Below are 23,987 nucleotides of genomic sequence, written 5' to 3'. Positions count from 1 at the left end.
AGGGGTGACACCCGCTCGCGCCACCGGTCCCGTCACCAGCGAGTTCGGCGAACGGGGCCGGGGGCCGTCGCACATCGGGCCCCGGACCTCGTAAGGTCGTGTCCGTGTTGGAGGAGATGCGGATACGGTCACTCGGGGTCATCGACGACGCGGTGGTCGAGCTGTCGCCCGGCTTCACCGCGGTGACGGGCGAGACCGGTGCCGGCAAGACGATGGTGGTCACGAGCCTCGGCCTGTTGCTCGGCGGACGGGCGGACCCGGCCCTGGTGCGGATCGGTGCCAAGTCGGCCGTCGTGGAGGGGCGGATCAGCGTGCCCCCCGCCGCGGCCGCCCGGGCGGAGGAGGCAGGTGCGGAACTGGAGGACGGGGTCCTCCTGGTCAGCCGTACGGTCTCGGCCGAAGGCCGCTCCCGCGCGCATCTGGGCGGGCGGTCCGTGCCCGTCGGAGTGCTCGCCGAACTCGCCGACGACCTCGTCGCCGTGCACGGTCAGACCGACCAACAGGGGTTGCTCAAGCTCTCCCGCCAGCGCCAGGCCCTCGACCGGTACGCGGGGGACGCGGTCGCCGTCCCGTTGGCCCGCTACACCAGCGCGTACCGCAGGATGCGCGCCGTCACCGGGCAGCTCGACGTGCTCACCACGCGCGCCCGGGAACGGGCGCAGGAGGCCGACCTGCTGCGGTTCGGGCTGGACGAGGTGGCGGCCGTGGAACCCCGCGCCGGAGAGGACGCCGAGCTCGCCGCGGAGGCGGAGCGGCTCGGGCACGCCGAGGCGCTGGCCTCGGCCGCGACGCTCGCCCACGCCGCGCTGGCGGGGAACCCCGAGGACCCCGAGGGCATCGACGCGGCCACCCTGGTGGCCGGGGCGCACCGGGCCCTGGAGGTGGTGCGGGCGCACGACCCGGCCCTCGCCGCCCTGGCCGACCGGATCGGGGAGATCGGCATCCTGGTGGGCGACGTGGCCGGCGAGCTCGCCGGTTACGCGGGTGATCTGGACGCCGATCCGCGGCGGCTCGCAACCGTCGAGGAACGGCGGGCGGTCCTGGGGCAGCTCGTCCGCAAGTACGGCGGCGCGGACCAGGACCTCGCCTCGGTGCTCGCCTGGGCCGAACAGGGGGCCGCCCGCCTCCTCGAACTCGACGGGGACGACGACCGGATCGACGAGCTCACCGCGGAACGCGACGGACTGCGCGGCGAGCTCGGCGCGCTCGCCCGGACGCTGACCGGGGCCCGGCAGGAGGCGGCGGCCCGCTTCGCCGCAGCGGTGACCGCCGAGCTGGCTTCGCTGGCGATGCCCCACGCGCGGGTGCACGTCGACATCCGACAGACCGACGACCCCGAGGGCGTCGAGGCGGAGGGCCGGACGGTGGCCTACGGGCCGGCGGGCTGCGACGAGGTGGAGCTGTTGTTGGCGCCGCACCCCGGTGCCCCGGCGCGTCCCATCGCCAAGGGGGCCTCCGGCGGCGAGCTGTCCCGGGTGATGCTGGCGGTGGAGGTCGTGTTCGCCGGTACCGACCCGGTGCCGACGTACCTGTTCGACGAGGTCGACGCGGGCGTCGGCGGCAAGGCCGCGGTCGAGATCGGCCGGCGCCTGGCGCGCCTCGCGAAGTCCGCGCAGGTCGTCGTGGTCACCCACCTTCCCCAGGTGGCGGCCTTCGCCGATCGTCAACTGCTGGTGGAGAAGACGAGCGACGGGTCGGTCACCCGCTCGGGCGTGAAGGTGCTGGAGGGGGAGGACCGCATTCGGGAGCTGTCCCGGATGCTGGCCGGGCAGGAGGACTCCCAGACCGCCCGTGCCCATGCGGAGGAACTGCTGGCCGCCGCCCGCAAGGACGCCTGACGACCCGACGACCGGACGGGGCCGATCGGGGCGGCCCGGCAGCGGCGTCGTTCGGGTCGGACGGGTGTTCCCGGACGGTGTGCGGTACGTTCCTTCGCGTCGTGTCCGCCCCGTGTCGTCCGCCGTGTCCGCGGACGTCCCCCGGAACAGGAGCCCCACCCCGGTGATCAGCCACGCGCCGCACGGCCAACGGCCCTTGCGCACCGTGCAGGTGCTCGGCGGCGGGGGGAGCACCAGCGGCGTGCACGTCCGCTCGCTCGCCGCCGGCCTGGTCGCCCGGGGGGTGCGGGTCACGGTCGCGGCGCCCGCCGAGGTGGGGCGGGCCTTCGCCTTCGACGGGGTGGGCGCCGGTCACGCGCCGCTGCCGCGGGGCGCCGATCCCACGTCGATCGCGGCCCTGCGGGCACTGTGCGCGGACGCCGACCTGGTGCACGCGCACGGGGTGGACGCCGGGTTCCGGGCCGGGTTGGCCCTCGCCGGACGGCGGCTGCCGCTCGTCGTCACCTGGCACGAGCGCGCCCGACCGCGGGGCGCGTGGACGCACGCCGTGCGCCTGGCGGAGCGCAGGGTGGCCCGCTCGGCGAGCGTGGTGCTCGGTTCGTGCGGGGACTTAGTGGACCGGGCCAGACGCCGGGGGGCGCGGGACGCGCGCCTCGCGGCGGCGGTGCTCCCGGGCCCGGCCGGTGCCGGCCGGGGACCCGATGCCGAGGTGGCACGTCAGAAGGCGCGGGCCGAACTCGGTTCGGCGGGACGGCCGCTGGTGGTCGCCGCGGGGCCGCTGGAGGCGCACCGCGGGTACGAGGTGCTGCTGGACGCCGTACCGCGCTGGGCGGGGCTGGACCCGGTGCCGCTGTTGGTGATCGTGGGGGAGGGGCCGCTCCGGGGGGCGCTGCAACGGAGGATCGACTCCGGGGCGCTGCCGGTGCGGCTGTCGGGGCGGCGGGACGAGGCGCTCGACCTGCTCGTGGGGGCGGACGTCGTGGTGGTGGCGAGTCCTTGGGAGGGGCGGTCCGCGCTTGCCCAGGGTGCGCTCAGGGCGGGGGTGCCGTTGGTGGCCACCGCGGTGGGCGGCACCCCCGAATTGGTGGGGGACGCCGCCGAACTGGTGCCCTACGGGGACGCGGGGGCCCTGGGGGAGGCGGTGGTGCGGGTGCTGGGCGACCCCGGCCGACGGCGGTGGTTGCGGGAACGGGGATTCGCCCAGGCCGCGACCTGGCCCACGGAGGACGAGACGGTCGCCCAGGTGCTGAGCGTGTACGACGAACTGACCAGGCCCACGCTGTGGCGTTGAGGGCGGGCACCGACCTCGGCGTGCTCAGTCGAGGTGCCGGCGGGCGCGGAGCGCCAGGCTGAGCGTCAGGACGGTCTGGGGGTCGTCCAGGTCGACGCCCAGCAGTTCGCCGATCCGGGCCAGCCGGTTGTAGAGGGTCTGCCGGTTGAGGTGGAGCGCCCGGGCGGTCTCCGCCTTGCGCCCCGCGTGCGCCAGGTAGGTCTCCAGGGTGGGCAGCAGCGGGGGCTTCGCCCGGGCGTCGTGCTCGCGCAGCGGGCCGACGGCCCGGTCCACGAAGGCCGAGAGGTCCGGGTGGTCCCGCAGCCGCCACAGCAGCAGGTCGATGTCGAGGCGCCGGGCGTCGTACCAGGGGCGGCCGTCCGGGTCCCGGGCGGCGGTCGCGGTCTGCGCGGCGTGCCGCAGGCCGGCCGAGGCGACCGCCCAACCGCCGCTGTCGCCCACCACCACGATCGGCGTGCCGGCACCCGGGCGGAGCAGCCCGGCGCGTTCGACGCCGGTGCGCAGCGCGGCGGCGGCCCGGTCGGCGACCGCGGTGCGGTCCGCCGTCGAGCGCAGGGCGAGGAGCAGGGGCATCCGCCCCTCCACCGGGCGCACCCCGAGCAGTACCGGGGTGCCCAGGGCGGCCAACTCCTCGGCGACGGCCCGGGCCAGCACCGCCCAGCCGCCGCCGGTGGTCAGCCCGCCGTCGCCGGGCATCCGCATCACGACCGGGAGCAGCGGGGCGTTGCCGGGGCGGAAGCCGAGCACCCGGGCCTGGGCCGGAGCGTCCTCGGGGGTGACCCGGCCTTCGGCGAGGTCGGTGAGGAAGTCGCCCCGGCCGCGGGCGGCGAGTTCCTCCTCCTGCCGGGCCTGCATCAGCACCACGGCCAGCGAGTCGGCCGCCCGTTCGGCGGCGATGCGGTGCACCGGTGCGGACGGTGCGGTGACGGGGAGCAGCACGAGCCGGGCGCGCGGGGCGCCCGGCCCGGAGCCGGGTCCGCCGCCGGGGACGTCCACCACGACGGCGCCGGCCGGGGTGCCCCGTTCCCGGTCGGCGCGGCCACCGCGCAGCCGGTCCCACACCTCGCGGGGCTGGGTGCGGTCGGTGTCCGCGCCGGCCGCGTACAGCAGGTGCCCGTCCGGCGTCTCCAGGAAGGCGGGGTTGCCGCTGAACTCGGCGAGGATTGCCAGGACCTGCGGGATGCCCCCGCCGCCGAGCAGGGCCCGGGTGCAGCGGTGGGCGACCTCGTCGGCGCGTTGCAGGAGCGCGTAGTGGCCGTTGACGATCTCGGTGTGGACCTCTTCGGTGACGGTGACGAAGGGGACCTCCCGGCGCAGCTGGACCAGGGGGAGCCCGGCCGCGCGGGCCGCCTCGACCAGCGGGGTCGGCAGTCGGGGGAAGCGGGGGCCCAGCTCGACCACGAGGGCGGCGATGCCCCGCAGCGACAGGTCGCGGACGAACGCGCGCTGTTCGGCGGGGCGGGTGCCGAGGGCGACACCGGTGGTGAGGAGGAGTTCGCCGCCCTTCAGCAGGGAGGCGATGTAGGGGACCTCGCCGGCGTGCACCCAGCGGACCGTCCGGTGCAGCCGGTCGGCCCCGGCGACCACCTCGGGCAGGCCGCTGCGCAGGCCCGGCAGTTCCAGGGCCCGCTGTACGGTGATTCCGCCCGGGGTGTCCGCCCCGTCCCGACTGTCCATGCTGGGACGTTACCCGTCCGCCGGCGGGGCGGGCATCCGGGTCGGTTTCCCCAAGGGCCGGGCGGCGGCCGTCCCGGCGGGCGGGGCCCACCGGGACGGGGGGCGCTCAGCCCCCGTAGGCGCCGGACGCGGTCAAGCGGAGCGCGGTGTCGATGAGCGGAACATGGCTGAAAGCTTGCGGAAAGTTGCCGACCTGACGTTGCAAGCGGGGGTCCCACTCCTCGGCGAGCAGGCCGAGGTCGTTGCGGAGGGCGAGGAGCTTCTCGAAGAGCTTCTGGGCCTCCTCCACCCGGCCGATCATCGCGAGGTCGTCCGCGAGCCAGAAGGAGCAGGCGAGGAAGGCGCCCTCGTCGCCCTCCAGGCCGTCCACGCCCGCGTCCGCGCCGGCCGTGGGGTAGCGCAGGATGAAGCCGTCCGAGGTGGACAGCTCGCGCTGGATGGCCTCGATGGTGCCGATGACCCGCTTGTCGTCCGGCGGCAGGAAACCCATCTGCGGGATGAGCAGCAGCGAGGCGTCGAGCTCGCGCGAGCCGTACGACTGGGTGAACGTGTTGCGTTCCTTGTCGTAGCCCTTCTCGCAGACGTCGCGGTGGATGTCGTCGCGCAGCGTGCGCCAGCGCTCGACGGGGCCCTCCACGTCGCCGGACTCGATGAGCTTGATGGTGCGGTCGACGGCGACCCAGGCCATGACCTTGGAGTGCACGAAGTGGCGCCGGGGCCCGCGCACCTCCCAGATGCCCTCGTCGGGCTCCGTCCAGTGCTGCTCCAGATAGCCGATCAGGCGCAGCTGGAGCAGGGAGGCGTAGTCGTTGCGGGCCAGCCCGGTCATGTGGGCCAGGTGCAGGGCTTCGGTGACCTCGCCGTACACGTCGAGCTGGAGTTGGTGCGCGGCTCCGTTGCCGACCCGGACCGGAGTGGAGCCCTCGTAGCCGGGCAACCAGTCCAGCTCGCTCTCGCCGAGTTCCCGCTCGCCGGCGATGCCGTACATGATCTGGAGGTTCTCCGGGTCGCCGGCGACCGCGCGCAGCAGCCACTCGCGCCAGGCGCGGGCCTCCTCCCGGTAGCCGGTGCGCAGCAGCGAGGAGAGGGTGATGGCGGCGTCGCGCAGCCAGGTGAAGCGGTAGTCCCAGTTGCGGACGCCGCCGATCTCCTCGGGCAGGGAGGTGGTGGGGGCGGCGACGATGCCGCCGGTGGGGGCGTAGGTGAGGGCCTTGAGGGTGATCAGGGACCGTACGACGGCCTCGCGGTAGGGCCCGTGGTAGGTGCAGTGGGCGACCCACTCGCGCCAGAAGTCGGCGGTGGCCTCCAGGGACGCCTCGGGTTCGGGGCGGGCCGGCGGCTGGTGGTGGGAGGGCTGCCAGGACAGGGCGAAGGCGATGCGCTGGCCGGCGGCGACGGTGAAGTCGGAGTAGGTGGTGAGGTCCTCGCCGTAGGTGTCGGCCTCGGTGTCGAACCACACCGAGTCGGGGCCCGCGACGGCGACGGTGCGCTCCTCGACGCGGTGCACCCAGGGCACGATCCTGCCGTAGGAGAAGCGCATCCGCAGGGCGGAGCGCATGGGCACCTCGCCCGAGACGCCCTCCACGATGCGGATGACCTGCGGGGCGCCGTCCCGCGGGGGCATGAAGTCGGTGACCCGGACCGTGCCGTGCGGGGTGTCCCACTCGGAGTCCAGGATGAGCGAGTCGCCCCGGTAGCCGCGGCGGGTCGCCGGGGGCGGGGTCCGGTCGTCGTGAGCGGGACCGAGGCGCCAGAAACCGTGGTCCTCGGTGCCGAGCAGGGCCGCGAAAACGGCGTGTGAGTCGAAGCGGGGCAGACAGAGCCAGTCCACTGTTCCGTCCCGACAGACCAGGGCGGCGGTCTGCATGTCCCCGATGAGTGCGTAATCCTCGATGCGCCCGGCCACGTGCAACTCTCCAGTCGAACGGCCGCCAGCGGACCCCCGCGGGGGCCGGCTGTGCGGTCAAGATGATCCAAGTCAAGGGCGTGCCGACGGGCTCGTGGTACCGGGGACGGGCTGGGGTGGTGCCGTTTTGCCGGCCTGGCTCGGCAGCAATGTCCGACGAGGATACGACGCGCTCAAGGGTTGCGGGTCCCGCTCAGGTGAACACATTTGCGCCAACGGGGTGAGCCCCGGAGGCGTGTCGTACCACCGTCGTGTGCGTCGTGTGGGGGTCCGGCGCCCCCTCCTCCCGGCGGTTCCCCCTCGACGGAGGGGGGTGACGCGGTGTCCTCGCAACGGCACGGACGGTTTCCTTCCGGGAAGCGGTCGGCGGGGGAGTGCCCGGGGTCGGGAACCCCCTCGGCCCAGCGGGTGCCCTTCCGGGGCTCTGCGTGGCGGCGCGGGCGCGCACGGTGCTCGGGAGCGGTCGCGGCGGGGCACTGTTACCCTGGTAGCCCGTGGACCGGTGGGCTCGCAGGAGTCCGCAGCGACAGCGACGAGACCCCCGAACCGCAGCGCAGGCACCACCCGATTCTTCCGGGCCGGGCGCCGATCCGCATCTCAGACAGCGACCACGGGAGCCCCTCTTGGCCATGCCGAATCGATCCGCGACGTCCCCGACGACCAAGCACATCTTCGTCACCGGAGGTGTCGCCTCCTCCCTCGGCAAGGGCCTGACGGCCTCCAGCCTGGGCGCGCTGCTCAAAGCGCGGGGTCTGCGGGTCACCATGCAGAAGCTCGACCCCTACCTGAACGTCGACCCCGGGACCATGAACCCGTTCCAGCACGGCGAGGTCTTCGTCACCAACGACGGAGCCGAGACCGACCTGGACATCGGGCACTACGAGCGCTTCCTCGACGTCGACCTCGACGGCTCGGCGAACGTGACCACCGGGCAGGTCTACTCCCAGGTCATCGCCAAGGAGCGGCGCGGCGAGTACCTGGGGGACACCGTCCAGGTCATCCCGCACATCACCAACGAGATCAAGCACCGCATCCGCCGGATGGCCACCGACGACGTGGACGTCGTCATCACGGAGGTCGGCGGCACCGTGGGCGACATCGAGTCGCTGCCGTTCCTGGAGACGGTCCGGCAGGTCCGCCACGAGGTCGGCCGGGACAACGTCTTCGTCGTCCACATCTCGCTGCTGCCCTACATCGGCCCGTCCGGCGAGCTGAAGACCAAGCCGACCCAGCACTCCGTGGCCGCGCTGCGCAACATCGGCATCCAGCCCGACGCGATCGTGCTGCGCGCCGACCGCGAGGTGCCCGTCGCGATCAAGCGCAAGATCTCCCTGATGTGCGACGTGGACGAGGCCGCCGTGGTCGCCGCGATCGACGCGAAGTCGATCTACGACATCCCCAAGGTGCTGCACACCGAGGGACTGGACGCCTACGTCGTGCGCAAGCTCGACCTGCCGTTCCGGGACGTGGACTGGACGCTCTGGGAGGACCTGCTCGACCGGGTCCACAACCCCGACCACGAGGTCGCCGTGGCCCTGGTCGGCAAGTACATCGACCTGCCGGACGCGTACCTCTCGGTCACCGAGGCGCTGCGCGCGGGCGGCTTCGCCAACAGGGCCCGGGTGAAGATCAAGTGGGTCGCCTCCGACGACTGCCGCACCCCCGAGGGGGCCGCCCGGCAACTCGGTGACGTCGACGCCGTCTGCATCCCCGGTGGCTTCGGCGACCGCGGGGTGAGCGGCAAGGTCGGCGCGATCCAGTACGCCCGCGAGAACAAGGTGCCGCTGCTCGGCCTCTGCCTGGGCCTCCAGTGCACGGTCATCGAGGCGGCCCGCAACCTCGCCGGCATCCCGGACGCCAACTCCACCGAGTTCGACGCGGTCACCGGCAACCCGGTGATCTCCACCATGGCCGAACAGCTGGACATCGTCGCCGGCGAGGGCGACATGGGCGGCACCATGCGGCTCGGCATGTACCCGGCGAAGCTGGCCGAGGGCTCCCTCGTCCGCGAGGTCTACGACGGCAAGGAGTACGTGGAGGAGCGCCACCGCCACCGCTACGAGGTGAACAACTCCTACCGGGCGGAGCTGGAGAAGAAGGCCGGCATCCAGTTCTCCGGGACCTCCCCGGACGGCAAACTGGTGGAGTACGTCGAGTACCCGCGCGACGTGCACCCCTACCTGGTCGCCACCCAGGCGCACCCCGAGCTCCGCTCCCGCCCGACCCGCCCGCACCCGCTCTTCGCCGGGCTGGTGAAGGCCGCGGTGGCCCGCAAGACCGCGCAGTGACCGCCCCGGCCCCGGCCCGCGGGGACGGGGCCGGCCGCCACCGCCGGTCACAGGCGATACGGTGAACGACTGGGGCGCGTGCCACACCGGCACGCGCCCCGTTCGTTCGACGACGCGCGGGAGGAACACGGCGATGACCATCAAGGACACCCCGGAGGAGTGGGAGACCCGGGCGAGCGAGACCCCGTTCGTCGGCAACAAGACCTCGGTGCGCACCGACGAGGTGGTCATGCCCGACGGCGCCGTGGCCCGCCGCGACTACCAGGTCCACCCCGGCTCCGTCGCGGTGCTCGCCCTCGACGACCAGGACCGGGTCACCGTCATCGACCAGTACCGCCACCCGGTGCGGCAGCGGCTCTGGGAGATCCCCGCGGGGCTCCTCGACGTCCCCGGCGAGAACCCCCTGCACGCGGCCCGGCGCGAGCTGTACGAGGAGGCCCACCTCAAGGCCGAGGACTGGCGGGTCCTCACCGACGTGTACACCACCCCCGGCGGCTGCGACGAGGCGGTGCGGATCTTCCTGGCCCGCGAACTGTCCGAGGCCGAGGGCGAGCGGTACGCCGTCGAGCACGAGGAGGGCGACATGACGGTCACCTCGGTGCCGCTCGCGGAGCTGGCGCGCGGCGTCCTCGCCGGGGAACTGCACAACAACTGCCTCGTCGTCGGGGTGCTCTCGCTGGTCGCCGCCCGGGCCGGGGACGGGCTGGACGCGCTGCGCCCGGCCGACGCCCCCTGGCCGGCCCGGCCCTTCGACGCCTGAGGTCCGGGTGGGGCGGCCCGGGCCGCCCCACCCGTTCACCCGGTCGTACGGATCGGCAGATGATCCGATCGGGCGACCTGCGCATTCCGTCCGCCGTGCTCCCCGCTGTTCGTCGCAGAGCGTGAACTAGGCTCTGAAAGCACCCCGTCCGGAGCCCCGGCGGGCATCTGCACGCAGTGGAACGGGAGTGGGCCCGTGACGGACCAGGCGGTGGACACCAGCGGCACGAGGCTGTCCGCGGACGGGCGCTCCCGAGCGACCGCGACCGCCTCCACGGACGGTCAGTTCCTGGGGCGCACCAGGGAGTTGAAGGAACTCCTGGCCGACATCGAACGCGCCGGACTCGACACCATCGCCGGCAAGAAGCCGCCCAGCGCCCGGGTGCTGCTCATCGCCGGCCGACCCGGCTCCGGGCGCACCGCACTCGCCGAGGAACTCGTCCGGCGGATCGCCCACCGTTACCCGGACGGGGTGCTGCGCGCCCGGCTCACCGACCCGGACGGCACCCCCGTCCCCACCGACCGGGCCGCCCGCGCCCTCCTCGCCGCCCTGGAGGTGCCCGCGCCGGCCGGGGCCCCCGCCGAGGACCTCAGCGCCGACCTGCGGGCCGCCCTCGCCGATCGACGGGCCCTGCTGCTGTTGGACGGTGCCACCGACGCGGAACAGGTGGACGAACTCCTTCCGCCCGCTCCCGACAGCCTCGTCCTCACGGTCACCGAACGCCCGCTGACCGGGCTGGTCGACGTGCGGCCCTGCACCCTCGGCGGGCTCGACACCAAGACCGCCGTGGAACTCCTCACCCACTGGACCGGCACCGTCCGCGTCACCGTCGACCCCTGCGCCGCCGAGGGGCTGGTCGAGGAGTGCGGCGCCCAGCCCGCCGCCCTGGTCCTCGCCGGCGGCTGGCTGGCGGCCCGGCCCAAGGTGTCCGTCGCCGACCTCGCCAAGCAGTTGCGGGCCCGTGCGGACGACGGCCCGGTGCTGGCCCGGGTCTTCCACCACGCCTACGAGGCCCTGCCCGCCCCCTCCGCCCGGATACTGCGACTGCTCGGCCTCACCCCCGGGGGCCTCGCCGACCCGCACACCGCCTCCGCGCTCGCGGGCTGCTCGGTCTCCGCCGCCCGGACCCTCCTCGACGACTTCACCGCCCTCGGCATGCTCCGCCGGGTGCCCTCCCCGCTGCCCCAGTACCAGGTGCCCGACTGCCTGGTCCCGCTGCTGCGGGTGCTCCGCGAGGCCAAGGACCGACCGGGCGAGGTCCAGCTCGCCCGGGCCCGGATGCTGGAGCGGACCGTGCGCCTGCTCCAGTCCTGCCGGGCGATCACCCAGACCGATGACGCCGTGGCCCAGGAGCGGCTGGCGGGACTGCCCCGCTCGCTGCGCTTCCCCCACCCCCGGGCCGCCGCCGAATGGCTGCGCATCCGGCGCCCCGCCCTGCTCGCCGCCGCCCGCGCCGCGGTGGCCGACGGCGAGCTGGACACCCTCGCCCGACGGTTGATGGCCGCGCTGACCCGGGCCCTGGTCGCCCACGAGGGGGCCGTCTCCGCCGCCGCCGACCTGTACGCCATCCACCAGTTGGTGCTCGACGTGGCCCGCCGCCGCGACCTTCCGCGGGAGGAGGCCGCGGCACTGTTGAACCTCGCCGACCTGGACACCCGCACCGGTCGCACCGGGGAGGCCCTCACCCGTTACCGGAGCGCGCTGGACGCCGCGCGTCGTGCCCGTGACCCGTACGCCACGGGCCGGGCGACGGAATCCATCGGCGGCGCCCACCAGGAGCTCGGCGACTGGTACCGGGCGGCCGACTGGTACGGACGGGCGCTCGCCCACCGGCTGGCCCGCGACGAGCGGGACGACGCGGCGCGCCTGCACGGCCGGATCGCCGGAGTGCAGACCTACGCCGGTCGCTACGGCGATGCCATGCGCAACTGGCGGTCGGCGATTTCCGGCCACCGTCGTTCCGGGGACACCCCCGCGGCGGCCCGTGCCCTGAGCGAGCTGGCCCGGGTCCAGGAGTACGCCGGGCGTCCCGAGGAGTCCCTCCAGACCTGCCGGCAGGCCGTCGAGTGGGCCCGCAGGGCGGAGGACGTCCGGCTCCAGGCGGCGCTGCAGCTGCGGCTCGCCGACACCCTGGACCGGCTCGGCGAGTCCTCCGCGGCCCGCCTGCACCGCAGCGCGGCGGAGCGCATGCTCCAGCAGGAGTTCCCGCCCGACGAGGACCACCCCGTGCCGGGTGAGGCCCCGGCACCGGAATCCGGCCGCCCCCGGGCCGCCCGCGGTCCGGAGGACGAGTCCTCGCCCGCTGCGGAATCCGAGGGCGAGGGCGGCGGACCGGTGGAGGAGCAGAGGCCCGGCGGGGGCGGCACGGACGGGGGTGCCGAGACCGTCACCGAAGCCGCAGAGCCCCTAGCAACCTACGAAATCCGCAGTGGAGCTCGCAAAGATTGATGCTTTGTAAGGCTAGACAGCGAGAAGTCCTTCATTAGACTGGGATTCGCCACGTGCTGCGTGGCGCCTTCCGGCATGTCCCCCATGTTCGTGTGCATCGGGTTTTGTTCGGATGTGCAAGGTGTTATCCGAACCCTCTGAGCCAAGGACCGTGATCGACGATGAAGGTCGGCATCCCCCGCGAGGTCAAGAACAACGAGTTCCGCGTCGCCATCACCCCCGCAGGCGTGCACGAACTGGTCCGCCACGGCCATCACGTCGTCATCGAGCGGGATGCCGGAACGGGCTCCTCGATCACGGACGCCGAGTACGTCGCCGCCGGCGCGGAGATCCTCGGCACCGCCGACGAGGTGTGGGCCGCGGCCGACCTGCTGCTCAAGGTGAAGGAGCCCGTCGCGGAGGAGTACCACCGGCTCCGCAAGGACCAGACCCTCTTCACCTACCTGCACCTGGCCGCCTCCAAGGAGTGCACGGACGCCCTGGTCGGGTCCGGCACCACGGCCATCGCCTACGAGACCGTGGAACTGCCCAACCGCGCGCTGCCGCTGCTCGCCCCGATGTCCGAGGTCGCGGGCCGCCTCGCGCCCCAGGTGGGCGCCTACCACCTGATGCGTCCGGCGGGCGGTCGCGGGGTGCTCCCCGGCGGCGTCCCCGGTGTCGCGGCCGGCAAGGCCGTGGTGATCGGCGGCGGGGTCTCCGGGTGGAACGCCGCGACCATCGCCATCGGCATGGGCTTCCAGGTCACCCTCCTCGACCGCGACATCAACAAGCTCAAGGAAGCCGACAAGCTCTTCGGCACCCGCATCCAGACGGTCGTCTCCAACTCCTTCGAACTGGAGAAGGCGTGCCTGGACGCCGACCTCGTCATCGGTGCGGTCCTCGTCCCGGGAGCCAAGGCTCCCAAGCTGGTCACCAACGAACTGGTGTCGCGGATGAAGCCCGGAAGTGTCCTTGTCGACATCGCGATCGACCAGGGCGGCTGCTTCGAGGACTCGCGTCCCACCACGCACGCCGAGCCCACCTTCCCGGTCCACGGCTCGGTCTTCTACTGCGTGGCGAACATGCCCGGTGCGGTGCCCCACACCTCCACCTACGCGCTGACCAACGCGACGCTGCCCTACATCGTGGAACTCGCCAACCGGGGTTGGGTCGAGGCCCTGCGCCGTGACCCGGCGCTGGCCAAGGGCCTGAACACGCACGACGGCAAGGTCGTCTACCGCGAGGTCGCCGAGGCCCACGGCCTCGACCACGTCGAACTGCACTCCCTGCTGGGCTGAGTTCGAGCGGGCCGGGCCCGCGTCGACACTGCGGGGCCGCCGTCGACCAGCGGACGGCGGCTTCCGACACGCGGGCGGCCGGACCCCATCAACGGGGTCCGGCCGCCCGCGTGTCGGGGTGCGGAGCGTGTGGATCGCGCCACGGTGCCCGGTGCCGGTCGACCGCGCGGGCCGGTGTGCTCGACTCGCCTCGAACGTCCTTCTCCAACCGCTTTGTCCGCCTGGGAAAGACGGCTTCCGTCAGCCGTACGCCCTTGACATCGACGGGTTCCGACGTCGACACAACGTGCCGGGTCCGGTGGATTGTGTTGCTGTGGAGCGGTGACACGCCATAGAGTCGCCAAACGTCGGCATGGTGCCACGCTGACCAATCGAGAAGTTCCCTGGTCACCAAGGAGGTAAGACGACTTGTGAATGAGTCGACATTTACTCCCGGGGGCGGTCAACCGGGAACCCCCGTACTGGGCCGGGAGCCCTTCGGGGTCGAGGCTGTCGGCTCGGTCGCTCTCCGTACCTTCACAGCCCGTCAGCACAGTCCCCAGCGGATTCAGACAGCACACAGCATGGATGGCCCTCACGTGAACGCCATGGCCGGCGGCCGAGGTGGCGACAGCCACCTGGCCGACTACGACGACCTGCCCCAAGGGCACTTCTACGACCCGGACGCGGAGTACGAGCCGGACCCGGAGTACGCGGCCACGCTCGCGCCCGACGCGGCGCGCCAGCGCCGGGAGCGGGTCGGGCCCACCGGCCGTCCGCTGCCGTACTTCCCGATCCCGGGCCCGCTCGCGGAACACGGACCCGCGAAGATCATCGCGATGTGCAACCAGAAGGGCGGCGTCGGCAAGACCACGTCGACCATCAACCTGGGCGCCGCGCTCGCGGAGTACGGGCGCCGGGTGCTCCTCGTCGACTTCGACCCGCAGGGTGCCCTGTCGGTCGGTCTCGGGGTCAACCCGATGGAGCTGGACCTCACGGTCTACAACCTGCTCATGGAGCGGGGCATGGCCGCCGACGAGGTGCTGCTCAAGACGGCCGTCCCCAACATGGACCTGCTGCCCAGCAACATCGACCTCTCCGCGGCCGAGGTGCAGCTCGTCTCCGAGGTGGCCCGCGAGTCGACGCTCCAGCGCGCGCTCAAGCCGCTGATGGCCGACTACGACTACATCGTGATCGACTGTCAGCCCTCGCTCGGCCTGCTCACGGTGAACGCGCTCACCGCGGCCCACAAGGTCATCGTGCCCCTGGAGTGCGAGTTCTTCGCGCTCCGCGGTGTCGCCCTGCTCACCGAGACGATCGAGAAGGTCCAGGAGCGGCTGAACCCGGAGCTGGAGCTCGACGGCATCCTCGCCACCATGTACGACTCCCGCACGGTGCACAGCCGCGAGGTCCTGGCCCGGGTGGTCGAGGCGTTCGACGACCACGTGTACCACACGGTCATCGGCCGCACCGTGCGCTTCCCGGAGACCACGGTCGCGGGCGAACCCATCACGACCTACGCGTCCAACTCCGTGGGTGCCGCCGCCTACCGCCAACTCGCCAGGGAGGTGCTCGCCCGGTGTCACGCCGAGTGAGTCTGCCCGGAGCCGACGAGTTGTTCCGCACCACCGGGGGGACGCCGCTCCAGGCGTCCTCCCCCCGGCGTCCGGCGGGCGAGCCGCGGGCGTCGGGCTCCGCCGCCGAGGGCGACGAGCCCACCGGGGAGACCCCCGCCGGGACCGACCGGTCACGGCAGCCCCCGGCGCGGATCCCCGCGCGTCGGGAGCCGACCGGCCCCGAGGCGGGCGGCGAGGAGCACGCGGTCGCCGAGACCGACGACGGGACCGACCCCCGGGGCCGCACCGCTGAGCGGTCGGCGAACGGCGTGGAGCAGCCCCTGGTGCGCTCCGGGCGGCGTTCGGAAGCCACCGAGGACGACGGCGCCGGACGGGGCGCGACGGGCGCCGCAGGGGCCTCCCGTCGACGGGGCCGGGCCGCCGCCCGGCGCCCCAGCGGGCGGGAACGGCACGACGAGAAGATCACCGTGTACGTGTCGGCCGAGGAACTGATGGACCTGGAGCACGCCCGGCTGGTGCTCCGGGGGGAGCACGGGCTCGCGGTCGACCGGGGGCGGATCGTGCGGGAGGCGGTGGCCGTCGTGCTGGCCGACCTCGAATCGCGCGGCGAGGCCAGCATCCTGGTGCGGCGGCTCCGTGGCCGCTAGCCCTCGACGGGGGCGACGCGCACTGGGGACCGGACCCGGGGGCGGCACGGAAACCGAGGCAGTGCCGGAGGGCACGGCCCGGACGGCGACCGCGGTGGTGCAGGGTCCGACCAGACGACCCGCGCCGGAGGAGCCCGGGGACACGGGCGAGTTCGAGGACGGAGCCCCGGCCCGCGACGGCGGCTTCCGGGTGCGGCTGGCCAACTTCGAAGGACCGTTCGACCTGCTCCTCCAGCTGATCGCACGGCACCGGCTGGACGTGACCGAGGTGGCGCTGTCCCGGGTCACCGACGAGTTCATGGCGTACCTCCGCGGCCTGGGGCCCGACTGGGACCTCGACGAGACCACCGAGTTCCTGGTGGTCGCCGCGACCCTCCTCGACCTCAAGACCGCCCGGCTGCTGCCGGCCGCCGAAGTCGAGGACGAGGCCGACCTCGCCCTCCTGGAGGCGCGGGACCTGCTGTTCGCCCGGCTGCTCCAGTACCGGGCCTACAAGCAGGTCGCGGACCTCCTGCACGGCCGGCTGGAGGAGGAGGCTAGGCGCTGGCCCCGGACCGTGGGGCTGGAGCCGCACCACGCCGAGCTGCTGCCCGAGGTGGTCATCGGCATCGGCGCGACGGGGTTCGCCCGGCTCGCCGTCAAGGCCATGCAGCCGAGGCCCGAGCCCGAGGTGTACGTGGAGCACATCCACGCCCCCCTGGTCAGCGTCCGGGAACAGGCGGAGGTCGTCGTCGCCCTGCTGCGCGAGCGGGGCACCGCGACCTTCGGCGAACTGACCGAGGACGCCCGCGGCACCGCCGACGTGCTCACCGTGGTGGCCCGGTTCCTGGCCCTGCTGGAGCTCTACCGGGAACGGGCCGTGGCGCTCGACCAGGAACGCGCGCTCGGCGAACTGCTGGTGCGCTGGACCGGGGGCGTGGGGGACGGCCGGCCCCGGGTCACCGACGAGTTCGACCGACCCGCGACCGCCCCGGGGACCACCGGCGCCGGGCCGGGGCCCGACGCCCCGACGACGGAGGGCACCACATGAACGGACCCGGCGACGACGGCCCGGGCGGAGTGGCGGAACTGGACCTCAAGCCGGCCCTGGAGGCCGTGCTGATGGTGGTCGACGAACCGGCCACCGAAGAACACCTGGCGAAGGTGCTCCGACGCACCCGCCGCCAGGTCGCCGACGCCCTGCACGCACTGGCCGAGGAGTACGCCGCCCAGGGGCGCGGGTTCGAGCTGCGGCAGGTCGCGGGTGGTTGGCGCTACTACACGCGCCCCGCGTACGCCCCGGCCGTCGAGGGCTTCGTCCTGGACGGTCAGCACGCCCGGATGACCCAGGCCGCGCTGGAGACCCTGGCCGTCGTCGCCTACCGCCAGCCGGTCAGCCGTTCCCGGGTCTCCGCGGTGCGCGGCGTGAACTGCGACGGGGTGATGCGGACCCTGCTGCAGCGGGGTCTGATCGCGGAGGCGGGCACGGAACCCGAAACAAGTGCGATCCTGTACGGGACGACGAACTACTTCCTGGAGCGGATGGGCCTGCGCGGCCTGGACGAACTGCCCGAACTCGCACCCTTCCTCCCCGAGGCGGAGGCGATCGAGGCCGAGACGCGGGAGGGCGTCCCGTCGTTCGATCCGGACGCACCGGACTCCGGGACCTTCGAGCACGCAGACGACAAGACGGAACTTTGATGCGAAGCAGCGGCAGCGGCAGGAACAGCGGACGCGGTAACCACCGCGGCGCGGGCAACGGGCGCGACGACAAGCAGAAGCGCGCCGGACGGCCCCGCCCCGAGGAGCGCCGCTACCAGACGGGCACCTCCGGCGGCCCCGGAGGTCAGGGCGGCCAGGACGGGCGGGGCAGCGGCCGGGGCGCCGGGGCGCGCGGCGGCGCCAAGGGCGGCCCCAAGCAGTCCCAGACCCGGGACGGGCGCACCGCCCCGGCTCGGTCCCGCGAGTACGAGACGCGGGCCGAGGAGCGCAACCGCGAGCGGTACGCGGGCAAGAAGCAGGTCCAGCTCCCCAAGACGTTCCCGGGCGCCGAGCAGGAGGGCGAGCGGCTCCAGAAGGTGCTCGCCCGCGCCGGCTTCGGCTCCCGGCGCGCCTGCGAGGAGCTGATCGAGGACGCCCGGGTGGAGGTCAACGGCTCCATCGTCCTGGAGCAGGGCCTGCGGGTGGACCCGGCCACGGACGAGATCAAGGTCGACGGGCTGACCGTGGCCACCCAGTCGTACCAGTTCTTCTCGCTGAACAAGCCGGCCGGGGTCGTGTCCACCATGGAGGACCCGGACGGACGCCAGTGCCTCGGCGACTACGTCACCAACCGGGAGACCCGCCTCTTCCACGTGGGACGCCTCGACACCGAGACCGAGGGCGTGATCCTGCTCACCAACCACGGGGAGCTCGCGCACCGGCTGACCCACCCCCGCTACGGGGTGAAGAAGACCTACCTCGCGCACATCGTCGGCCCCATCCCGCGCGACCTCGGCAAGCGCCTCAAGGACGGCATCCAGCTGGAGGACGGCTACGCGCGCGCCGACCACTTCCGGGTGGTGGAGCAGACCGGCAAGAACTACCTGGTCGAGGTGACCCTGCACGAGGGACGCAAGCACATCGTGCGGCGCATGCTCGCGGAGGCCGGGTTCCCGGTGGACAAGCTGGTCCGGGTGGCCTTCGGGCCGATCACCCTGGGCGACCAGAAGTCCGGCTGGCTGCGCCGGCTGTCCAACACGGAGGTCGGGATGCTGATGAACGAGGTCGACCTCTAGACCCGCTCGAACACTCCCGCTGGTGTCCCGCGGGCCCGGAAGACGACCGGGCCCGCGGGACACCACGTCTCCGCCCCCGCCCGGAAGGACGCCCGCATGGCCCCCGCCCAGCCGACCACTGCCATCCGCCCGGGACGGACCACCGCCACCGGGGCCCTCCTCGGCCTCGCCCTCGGGGACGCACTGGGCTACCCCACCGAGTTCGACGACGTGCCGTCCATCCTCGCGAAGTACGGCCCCTGGCGCACGAGGGAACTGCCCGCCCCCGCCCTCATCACCGACGACACCCAGATGACGCTGGCCCTCGCGCGCGGCCTGCGCACCGCCCTGGACGGGGGCGCCCTCGACCCCCGGGCGATGCTGTCCCCGGTCCGCGACGAGTTCGTCGCCTGGTACCGCTCGCCCGACAACGACCGGGCCCCCGGCAACACCTGCCTGACCGCCTGCGACCTGCTGGAACGGGGCGACGGACCCTGGCAGCGGGCCAGCCAGGTGCACTCCAAGGGGTGCGGCGCCAACATGCGCGTCGTCCCCGTCGCCCTGATACCCGGCCTCGACGAGGAACGGCGCGCCGGCGCCGCCCAACTCCAGGCCGCACTCACCCACGGCCACCCCACCGCCCTCGCCGCCAGCGACCTCACCGCACACGCCGTCCGCCTGCTGGCCGAGGGCGTCGAACCGGCCGGACTGCTCGCCCTGCTGCGCGCGTACGCGCAGGAGAACCGCACCCGCTACCACGAGCGCTGGCTCGGCGACCTGTGGCAGCGGGCCGGGGACGCGACCCCGACCCGCTTCATCGCCCGCGGCTGGGACGAGTGCCTGGGCGCCCTGGACCGCCTCCGGGAAGCCCTGCGGGCGCCCGCGCCGGAGACCGACCCCTGCCTGGCCACCGGCGCGGGCTGGATCGCGGAGGAGGCCCTGGCCACCGCACTGCTGTGCTTCCTGCTCTTCCCCGACGAGCCCGTCACCGCGCTGCGCCGGGCCGCCTGCTCCTCCGGCGACTCCGACTCGCTGGCCTGCCTCGCCGGAGCCTTCGCGGGCGCCCGCCTCGGAGCGGACGCCTGGCCGGCGGACTGGGCCGACCGGGTGGAGCACCGGGACGAACTGAAGGCGTTCGGGGAGCTCTGGGACCGCTGAGCCCCGGGCGCCGGGGGTGGCCAGGCCGGCCCCGGGGCCGTACGCGGTGCGCCCCGGCCCGTCGACTCGATATCGTCGACGTCCCGCCCACCTGCGCGCAGGAACTCGCCGTCGACGGGGCCACGCCCCGGGCCGTGCGGATCCCCGCGCGCAGCGAGACCGACCCGCCCCGTTCCGGCACCGCCCACGTCTACCTGGGCGCCACCGCCACCCTGCACAAGGACACCGCCCCGTGAGAACCGCACTCGTCATCGGCACCGGCCTGATCGGCACCTCGATCGCCCTCGCCCTCACCGGACGCGGGGTGGCCGTGCACCTCGTGGACCACGACCCCCAGCAGGCGAGGACCGCCGCGGCGCTCGGCGCCGGCACCGACGAGCCGCCCACCGGTCCGGTCGACCTGGCGGTCGTCGCGGTGCCCCCGGCCCACGTCGCCGCGACCCTCGCGGACCTCCTCGAACGGGACGCCGCCCGCGGCTGCCTCGACGTGGCCAGCGTCAAGGGCGGGCCGCGCCGGGACCTGGAGGCGCTGCTCACCGGCCCGGGACGGGACGCGGCCCTCTCCCGGCACCTCGGGACGCACCCGATGTCCGGGCGGGAGAAGTCCGGTCCGCTCGCCGCCACCGCCGACCTCTTCGAGGGGCGGCCCTGGGTGCTCACCCCGACCCCGGGCACCGACACCGAGGTGTTGAACCTGGCCCTGGAACTGGTGTCGTTGTGCGGCGCGGTGCCCGTGGTGATGGAGGCGGACGCCCACGACCGCGCGGTGGCCCTGGTCTCGCACATGCCGCACCTGCTGTCCAGCCTGGTCGCGGCCCGGCTGGAGCACGCCGAGGACGCCGCGGTGCGGCTCAGCGGTCAGGGCGTCCGCGACGTGACCCGGATCGCCGCCTCCGACCCGCGGATGTGGATCGACATCCTGTCCGCCAACCCCGGCCCCGTCGCGGACCTGCTGGCCGAGGTGGCCGCCGACCTGGACGGCACCGTCCGGGCCCTGCGGGAACTCCAGTCCGCGGACGAGGCGAAGCGGCGCAGCGGGAGCACCGGCATCGAGGCCCTGCTGCGCCGGGGCAACGCCGGCCAGTCCCGGGTGCCCGGCAAGCACGGGGCGGCCCCCGCCGTCTACGAGAGCGTGGCCGTGCTGATCGGGGACCAGCCGGGGCAGCTGGCCCGGATCTTCGCGGACGCCGAGGCGGCCGGCGTGAACGTCGAGGACGTGCGCATCGAGCACGCCACCGGGCGGCAGGAGGGCCTGGTCGAACTGGTGGTGCTCCCTCCGGCCGCGCCCGTGCTCACCGCCGCGCTGCGGGAACGCGGCTGGTCGATCCGTCCCTAGGCCCTCTCCTCCGGGTCGTGCCGGGAGGGCGTCGGTCGGGGCCGGCCCGCGGGAACAAGTAACCTTGTCCGGGGCCTCCCGGGCCCCGTGCCACTCCCTCCTCCGCTCCACCCCTGGAAGGTGCCCCCGTGGAATCCGTCGCCCCAGCCGCCGCAGTCATCGTCGCGATCGACGGCCCGTCGGGCACGGGCAAGTCCAGCACCTCCAAGGCCGTCGCCGCCCAGCTCGGGCTGCGCTACCTGGACACCGGGGCGCAGTACCGCGCGATCACCTGGTGGATGGTGCACCACGGCGTGGACGTCACCGACCCCGGGGCCGTGGCCGCCGCGGCGGGCAAGCCGGAGATCGTGTCGGGCACCGACCCGGCCGCCCCGACGATCGCCGTCGACGGCACCGACGTGGCGGGCCCGATCCGCACCCCCGAGGTCACGGCGAAGGTCAGCGCGGTCAGCGCGGTGCCCGAGGTGCGCACCCGGATCACCGAGCTCCAGCGGTCCATCGCGGCCGCCGGCGGGATCGTGGTCGAGGGCCGGGACATCGGCACGACGGTGCTGCCGGACGCCGACCTGAAGGTCTTCCTCACCGCCTCTCCGGAGGCCCGGGCCGCGCGCCGCAGCGGCGAGCTGAAGGGCAGCGACGTCAAGGCCACCCAGGAGGCCCTGGTCAAGCGGGACGCCGCGGACTCCAGCCGCAAGACCTCGCCGCTCGCCAAGGCCGCCGACGCGGTCGAGGTGGACACCACCGACCTCACCCTCGCGCAGGTCATCGAGTGCGTCGTGACCCTGGTCCAGGAGAAGCGCGGTGGTGAGGTCCTGGTCGACGGCGAGCGGGCGGGTCGGTGACCGAGGCCGTCACGGCGAGGGTCCCGTCGACCCGGAGCGCCGACGTCGGCCGCCGGATCGGGGTCGGCCTGATGTACGGGTTGTGGAAGCCGCGGGTGCTGGGCTCCTGGCGCGTTCCCGCGGCCGGCCCGGTGATCCTCGCGATCAACCACTCCCACAACATCGACGGCCCCATGGTCATGGGCACCGCGCCCCGGCCCCTGCACTTCCTGATCAAGCAGGAGGCGTTCGTCGGGCCGCTGGGCCCGTTCCTGGAACGCATCGGGCAGCTGAAGGTCGACCGGTCCTCGACGGACCGCTCCGCGATCACCCGGGCCCTGGCGGTCCTGGCACAGGGCGGTGCCCTCGGGATCTTCCCGGAGGGCAGCCGGGGCGAGGGCGACTTCGCTTCGCTACGGGCCGGGCTCGCCTACTTCGCGGTCCGCTCCGGCGCGCCGATCGTTCCGGTGGCGGTGCTCGGCAGCACCGACCGCACGGGGCGGCTGGTACCGGGGCTGCCTCCGCTGCGGAGCCGGGTGGACGTCGTGTTCGGCGAGGCGTTCCGGGCCGACGACGGCAGCGGGCGACGGACCCGGACGGCCCTGGACGAGGCGACCGGGCGCATACAGGAGCAGCTCACCGCCCACCTGGAAAACGCCAGGCGGCTCACCGGCCGCTAGGCGACACTTGAGTAGTGGATCACCCGGAACGGGACGGTCCACCGATCACCACGATGAACGAGGTACGGACTTCATGAACGAGCACACTCCCTCCGAGGGCGCGGGCGACGGGCACGACCACGGTGCGCTCGGCGACGCCGAGTACGCGGAGTTCATGGAGCTCGCCGCCGAAGAGGGCTTCGACCCGGAGGACGTCGAGGGCGCGATCGATGAGGCCGGCCACGGCCCGCTCCCGGTCCTCGCCGTCGTCGGCCGCCCGAACGTCGGCAAGTCGACCCTGGTGAACCGGATCATCGGCCGCCGCGAGGCGGTCGTGGAGGACCGCCCGGGAGTGACCCGGGACCGGGTCACCTACGAGGCGGAATGGGCCGGGCGACGGTTCAAGGTCGTCGACACCGGCGGCTGGGAGCAGGACGTCCTCGGCATCGACGCCTCGGTGGCCGCCCAGGCGGAGTACGCGATCGAGGCGTCCGACGCGGTGGTGTTCGTGGTGGACGCCACGGTCGGTGCCACCGACACCGACGAGGCGGTCGTCCGACTGCTGCGCAAGGCGGGCAAGCCGGTGGTGCTCTGCGCCAACAAGGTCGACGGCCCCAGCGGCGAGGCGGACGCCGCCTCGCTCTGGTCGCTCGGCCTCGGCGAACCCCACCCCGTCTCCGCGCTGCACGGCCGGGGCACCGGCGACATGCTCGACGCGGTGCTGGAGGCACTGCCCGAGGCCCCGGCACAGCGCTTCGGCACCGCGCTCGGCGGACCCCGACGGATCGCCCTGATCGGCCGGCCCAACGTCGGGAAGTCCTCGCTGCTCAACAAGGTGGCCCAGGAGGAGCGGGTCGTCGTCAACGAGTTGGCGGGCACCACCCGCGACCCGGTGGACGAGATCATCGAACTGGGCGGCACGACCTGGAAGTTCGTGGACACCGCGGGCATCCGCAAGCGGGTCCACCTCCAGCAGGGCGCCGACTACTACGCCTCCTTGCGCACCGCCGCGGCGGTGGAGAAGGCCGAGGTCGCGGTCATCCTGATCGACGCGTCCGAGACCATCAGCGTCCAGGACCAGCGCATCGTCACCATGGCGGTGGAGGCGGGCCGTGCGATCGTCGTCGCCTACAACAAGTGGGACACCCTCGACGAGGAGCGCCGCTACTACCTGGAGCGGGAGATCGAGACCGAGCTGGGGCAGATCGCCTGGGCGCCCCGGGTGAACGTCTCCGCGCGGACCGGCCGGCACATGGAGAAGCTGGTGCCGGCGATCGAGACGGCGCTGGCCGGGTGGGAGACCCGGGTGCCCACCGGCCGCTTGAACGCGTTCCTCGGCGAACTGGTCGCCGCGCACCCGCACCCGATCCGCGGCGGCAAGCAGCCCCGCATCCTGTTCGGCACCCAGGCAGGGACCAAGCCCCCCCGGTTCGTGCTGTTCTCCTCCGGCTTCCTGGAGCACGGCTACCGCCGGTTCGTGGAGCGCAGGCTCCGCGAGGAGTTCGGTTTCGAGGGCACCCCGATCCACCTCTCGGTGCGGGTGCGCGAGAAGCGGGGCCGCAAGAAGTAGCGACGGGCGCCGCCCGCCGC

At 73.8% G+C, this 23,987-nt stretch carries 18 protein-coding genes; 16 read left to right on the top strand and 2 right to left on the bottom strand.

What is annotated here, in order from left to right; genetic code table 11:
* Nucleotides 1-116 precede the first annotated feature (116 nt).
* Complete coding sequence (gene recN / locus ABT092_RS12590) at nucleotides 117-1,838, top strand: DNA repair protein RecN (protein WP_351242821.1); 1,722 nt, start codon at nucleotides 117-119, stop codon at nucleotides 1,836-1,838.
* Between the two features lie 163 nt (nucleotides 1,839-2,001).
* Nucleotides 2,002-3,129, top strand: coding sequence for a glycosyltransferase family 4 protein (locus ABT092_RS12585; protein ID WP_351242819.1), 1,128 nt, complete (start codon nucleotides 2,002-2,004; stop codon nucleotides 3,127-3,129).
* 24 nt (nucleotides 3,130-3,153) lie between these two features.
* On the opposite strand, the gene ABT092_RS12580 is transcribed toward ABT092_RS12585, so the two are convergent.
* Both ABT092_RS12580 and ABT092_RS12575 read right to left on the bottom strand, forming a co-directional pair.
* Nucleotides 3,154-4,806: a PucR family transcriptional regulator gene (locus ABT092_RS12580; RefSeq protein WP_351242817.1), complete on the bottom strand. Its 1,653-nt coding sequence runs from the start codon at nucleotides 4,804-4,806 to the stop codon at nucleotides 3,154-3,156.
* 106 nt (nucleotides 4,807-4,912) lie between these two features.
* On the bottom strand, nucleotides 4,913-6,712 hold the full coding sequence (locus tag ABT092_RS12575) for a glycoside hydrolase family 15 protein (RefSeq protein WP_351242815.1): 1,800 nt from the start codon (nucleotides 6,710-6,712) through the stop codon (nucleotides 4,913-4,915).
* Nucleotides 6,713-7,341: 629 nt separating this feature from the next.
* On the opposite strand from ABT092_RS12575, the gene pyrG reads away from it, so the two are divergent.
* From pyrG to der, 14 genes are all read left to right on the top strand, one after another.
* On the top strand, nucleotides 7,342-9,000 hold the full coding sequence (pyrG, locus tag ABT092_RS12570; protein ID WP_351242813.1) for a CTP synthase: 1,659 nt from the start codon (nucleotides 7,342-7,344) through the stop codon (nucleotides 8,998-9,000).
* Nucleotides 9,001-9,133: 133 nt separating this feature from the next.
* Nucleotides 9,134-9,760, top strand: a complete 627-nt coding sequence (locus tag ABT092_RS12565) for an NUDIX domain-containing protein (protein WP_351242811.1) — start codon at nucleotides 9,134-9,136, stop codon at nucleotides 9,758-9,760.
* Between the two features lie 195 nt (nucleotides 9,761-9,955).
* Nucleotides 9,956-12,208 carry a tetratricopeptide repeat protein gene (locus tag ABT092_RS12560; RefSeq protein WP_351242809.1) on the top strand — a complete coding sequence of 751 codons (2,253 nt, stop codon included), beginning with the start codon at nucleotides 9,956-9,958 and terminating at the stop codon, nucleotides 12,206-12,208.
* A gap of 161 nt (nucleotides 12,209-12,369) precedes the next feature.
* Nucleotides 12,370-13,485, top strand: a complete 1,116-nt coding sequence (gene ald / locus ABT092_RS12555) for an alanine dehydrogenase (RefSeq protein WP_351242807.1) — start codon at nucleotides 12,370-12,372, stop codon at nucleotides 13,483-13,485.
* A gap of 410 nt (nucleotides 13,486-13,895) precedes the next feature.
* Nucleotides 13,896-15,059, top strand: coding sequence for a ParA family protein (locus ABT092_RS12550; protein WP_451362162.1), 1,164 nt, complete (start codon nucleotides 13,896-13,898; stop codon nucleotides 15,057-15,059).
* The gene (locus tag ABT092_RS12545) at nucleotides 15,056-15,688 is read left to right on the top strand and encodes a hypothetical protein (RefSeq protein WP_351242805.1); all 633 of its coding nucleotides are present in this window, start codon (nucleotides 15,056-15,058) and stop codon (nucleotides 15,686-15,688) included. The genes ABT092_RS12550 and ABT092_RS12545 overlap by 4 nt, the downstream gene beginning before the upstream one ends.
* A complete protein-coding gene (locus ABT092_RS12540; protein WP_502968429.1) occupies nucleotides 15,678-16,718 on the top strand; it encodes a segregation and condensation protein A in 1,041 nt (346 codons plus the stop codon). The genes ABT092_RS12545 and ABT092_RS12540 overlap by 11 nt, the downstream gene beginning before the upstream one ends.
* Nucleotides 16,715-17,368, top strand: coding sequence for an SMC-Scp complex subunit ScpB (scpB, locus tag ABT092_RS12535; protein ID WP_351242801.1), 654 nt, complete (start codon nucleotides 16,715-16,717; stop codon nucleotides 17,366-17,368). Before ABT092_RS12540 ends, scpB begins: the two co-directional genes overlap by 4 nt.
* Nucleotides 17,368-18,444 carry a pseudouridine synthase gene (locus ABT092_RS12530; protein ID WP_351242799.1) on the top strand — a complete coding sequence of 359 codons (1,077 nt, stop codon included), beginning with the start codon at nucleotides 17,368-17,370 and terminating at the stop codon, nucleotides 18,442-18,444. Before scpB ends, ABT092_RS12530 begins: the two co-directional genes overlap by 1 nt.
* A gap of 96 nt (nucleotides 18,445-18,540) precedes the next feature.
* A complete protein-coding gene (locus ABT092_RS12525) occupies nucleotides 18,541-19,581 on the top strand; it encodes an ADP-ribosylglycohydrolase family protein (protein WP_351242797.1) in 1,041 nt (346 codons plus the stop codon).
* A gap of 232 nt (nucleotides 19,582-19,813) precedes the next feature.
* Nucleotides 19,814-20,917, top strand: coding sequence for a prephenate dehydrogenase (locus ABT092_RS12520; RefSeq protein ID WP_351242795.1), 1,104 nt, complete (start codon nucleotides 19,814-19,816; stop codon nucleotides 20,915-20,917).
* Between the two features lie 128 nt (nucleotides 20,918-21,045).
* Complete coding sequence (gene cmk, locus ABT092_RS12515) at nucleotides 21,046-21,759, top strand: (d)CMP kinase (RefSeq protein WP_351242793.1); 714 nt, start codon at nucleotides 21,046-21,048, stop codon at nucleotides 21,757-21,759.
* Between the two features lie 71 nt (nucleotides 21,760-21,830).
* Nucleotides 21,831-22,418, top strand: a complete 588-nt coding sequence (locus ABT092_RS12510) for a lysophospholipid acyltransferase family protein (RefSeq protein WP_351242845.1) — start codon at nucleotides 21,831-21,833, stop codon at nucleotides 22,416-22,418.
* Nucleotides 22,419-22,491: 73 nt separating this feature from the next.
* Nucleotides 22,492-23,967 (top strand): ribosome biogenesis GTPase Der, encoded by a 1,476-nt coding sequence (gene der / locus ABT092_RS12505; protein ID WP_351242791.1) that lies wholly within the window; start codon nucleotides 22,492-22,494, stop codon nucleotides 23,965-23,967.
* Nucleotides 23,968-23,987: the final 20 nt, after the last annotated feature.

This window comes from Streptomyces sp. NPDC002490 (assembly GCF_040296045.1).
In the GTDB taxonomy this organism is placed as follows: domain Bacteria; phylum Actinomycetota; class Actinomycetes; order Streptomycetales; family Streptomycetaceae; genus Streptomyces.
The sequence above is the reverse complement of the archived record's forward strand: the minus strand, read 5'-3'. Positions and strand labels throughout refer to the sequence as shown.

Excerpts from the sequence above, each read along its gene's own strand:
- ABT092_RS12525 (WP_351242797.1), top strand. The coding sequence starts at position 18,541 with ATGGCCCCCGCCCAGCCGACCACTGCCATCCGCCCGGGACGGACCACC.
- recN (WP_351242821.1), top strand. The coding sequence starts at position 117 with ATGCGGATACGGTCACTCGGGGTCATCGACGACGCGGTGGTCGAGCTG.
- ald (WP_351242807.1), top strand. The coding sequence starts at position 12,370 with ATGAAGGTCGGCATCCCCCGCGAGGTCAAGAACAACGAGTTCCGCGTC.
- pyrG (WP_351242813.1), top strand. The coding sequence starts at position 7,342 with ATGCCGAATCGATCCGCGACGTCCCCGACGACCAAGCACATCTTCGTC.
- ABT092_RS12510 (WP_351242845.1), top strand. The coding sequence starts at position 21,831 with ATGTACGGGTTGTGGAAGCCGCGGGTGCTGGGCTCCTGGCGCGTTCCC.
- der (WP_351242791.1), top strand. The coding sequence starts at position 22,492 with ATGAACGAGCACACTCCCTCCGAGGGCGCGGGCGACGGGCACGACCAC.
- ABT092_RS12580 (WP_351242817.1), bottom strand. The coding sequence starts at position 4,806 with ATGGACAGTCGGGACGGGGCGGACACCCCGGGCGGAATCACCGTACAG.
- ABT092_RS12565 (WP_351242811.1), top strand. The coding sequence starts at position 9,134 with ATGACCATCAAGGACACCCCGGAGGAGTGGGAGACCCGGGCGAGCGAG.
- ABT092_RS12530 (WP_351242799.1), top strand. The coding sequence starts at position 17,368 with ATGCGAAGCAGCGGCAGCGGCAGGAACAGCGGACGCGGTAACCACCGC.
- scpB (WP_351242801.1), top strand. The coding sequence starts at position 16,715 with ATGAACGGACCCGGCGACGACGGCCCGGGCGGAGTGGCGGAACTGGAC.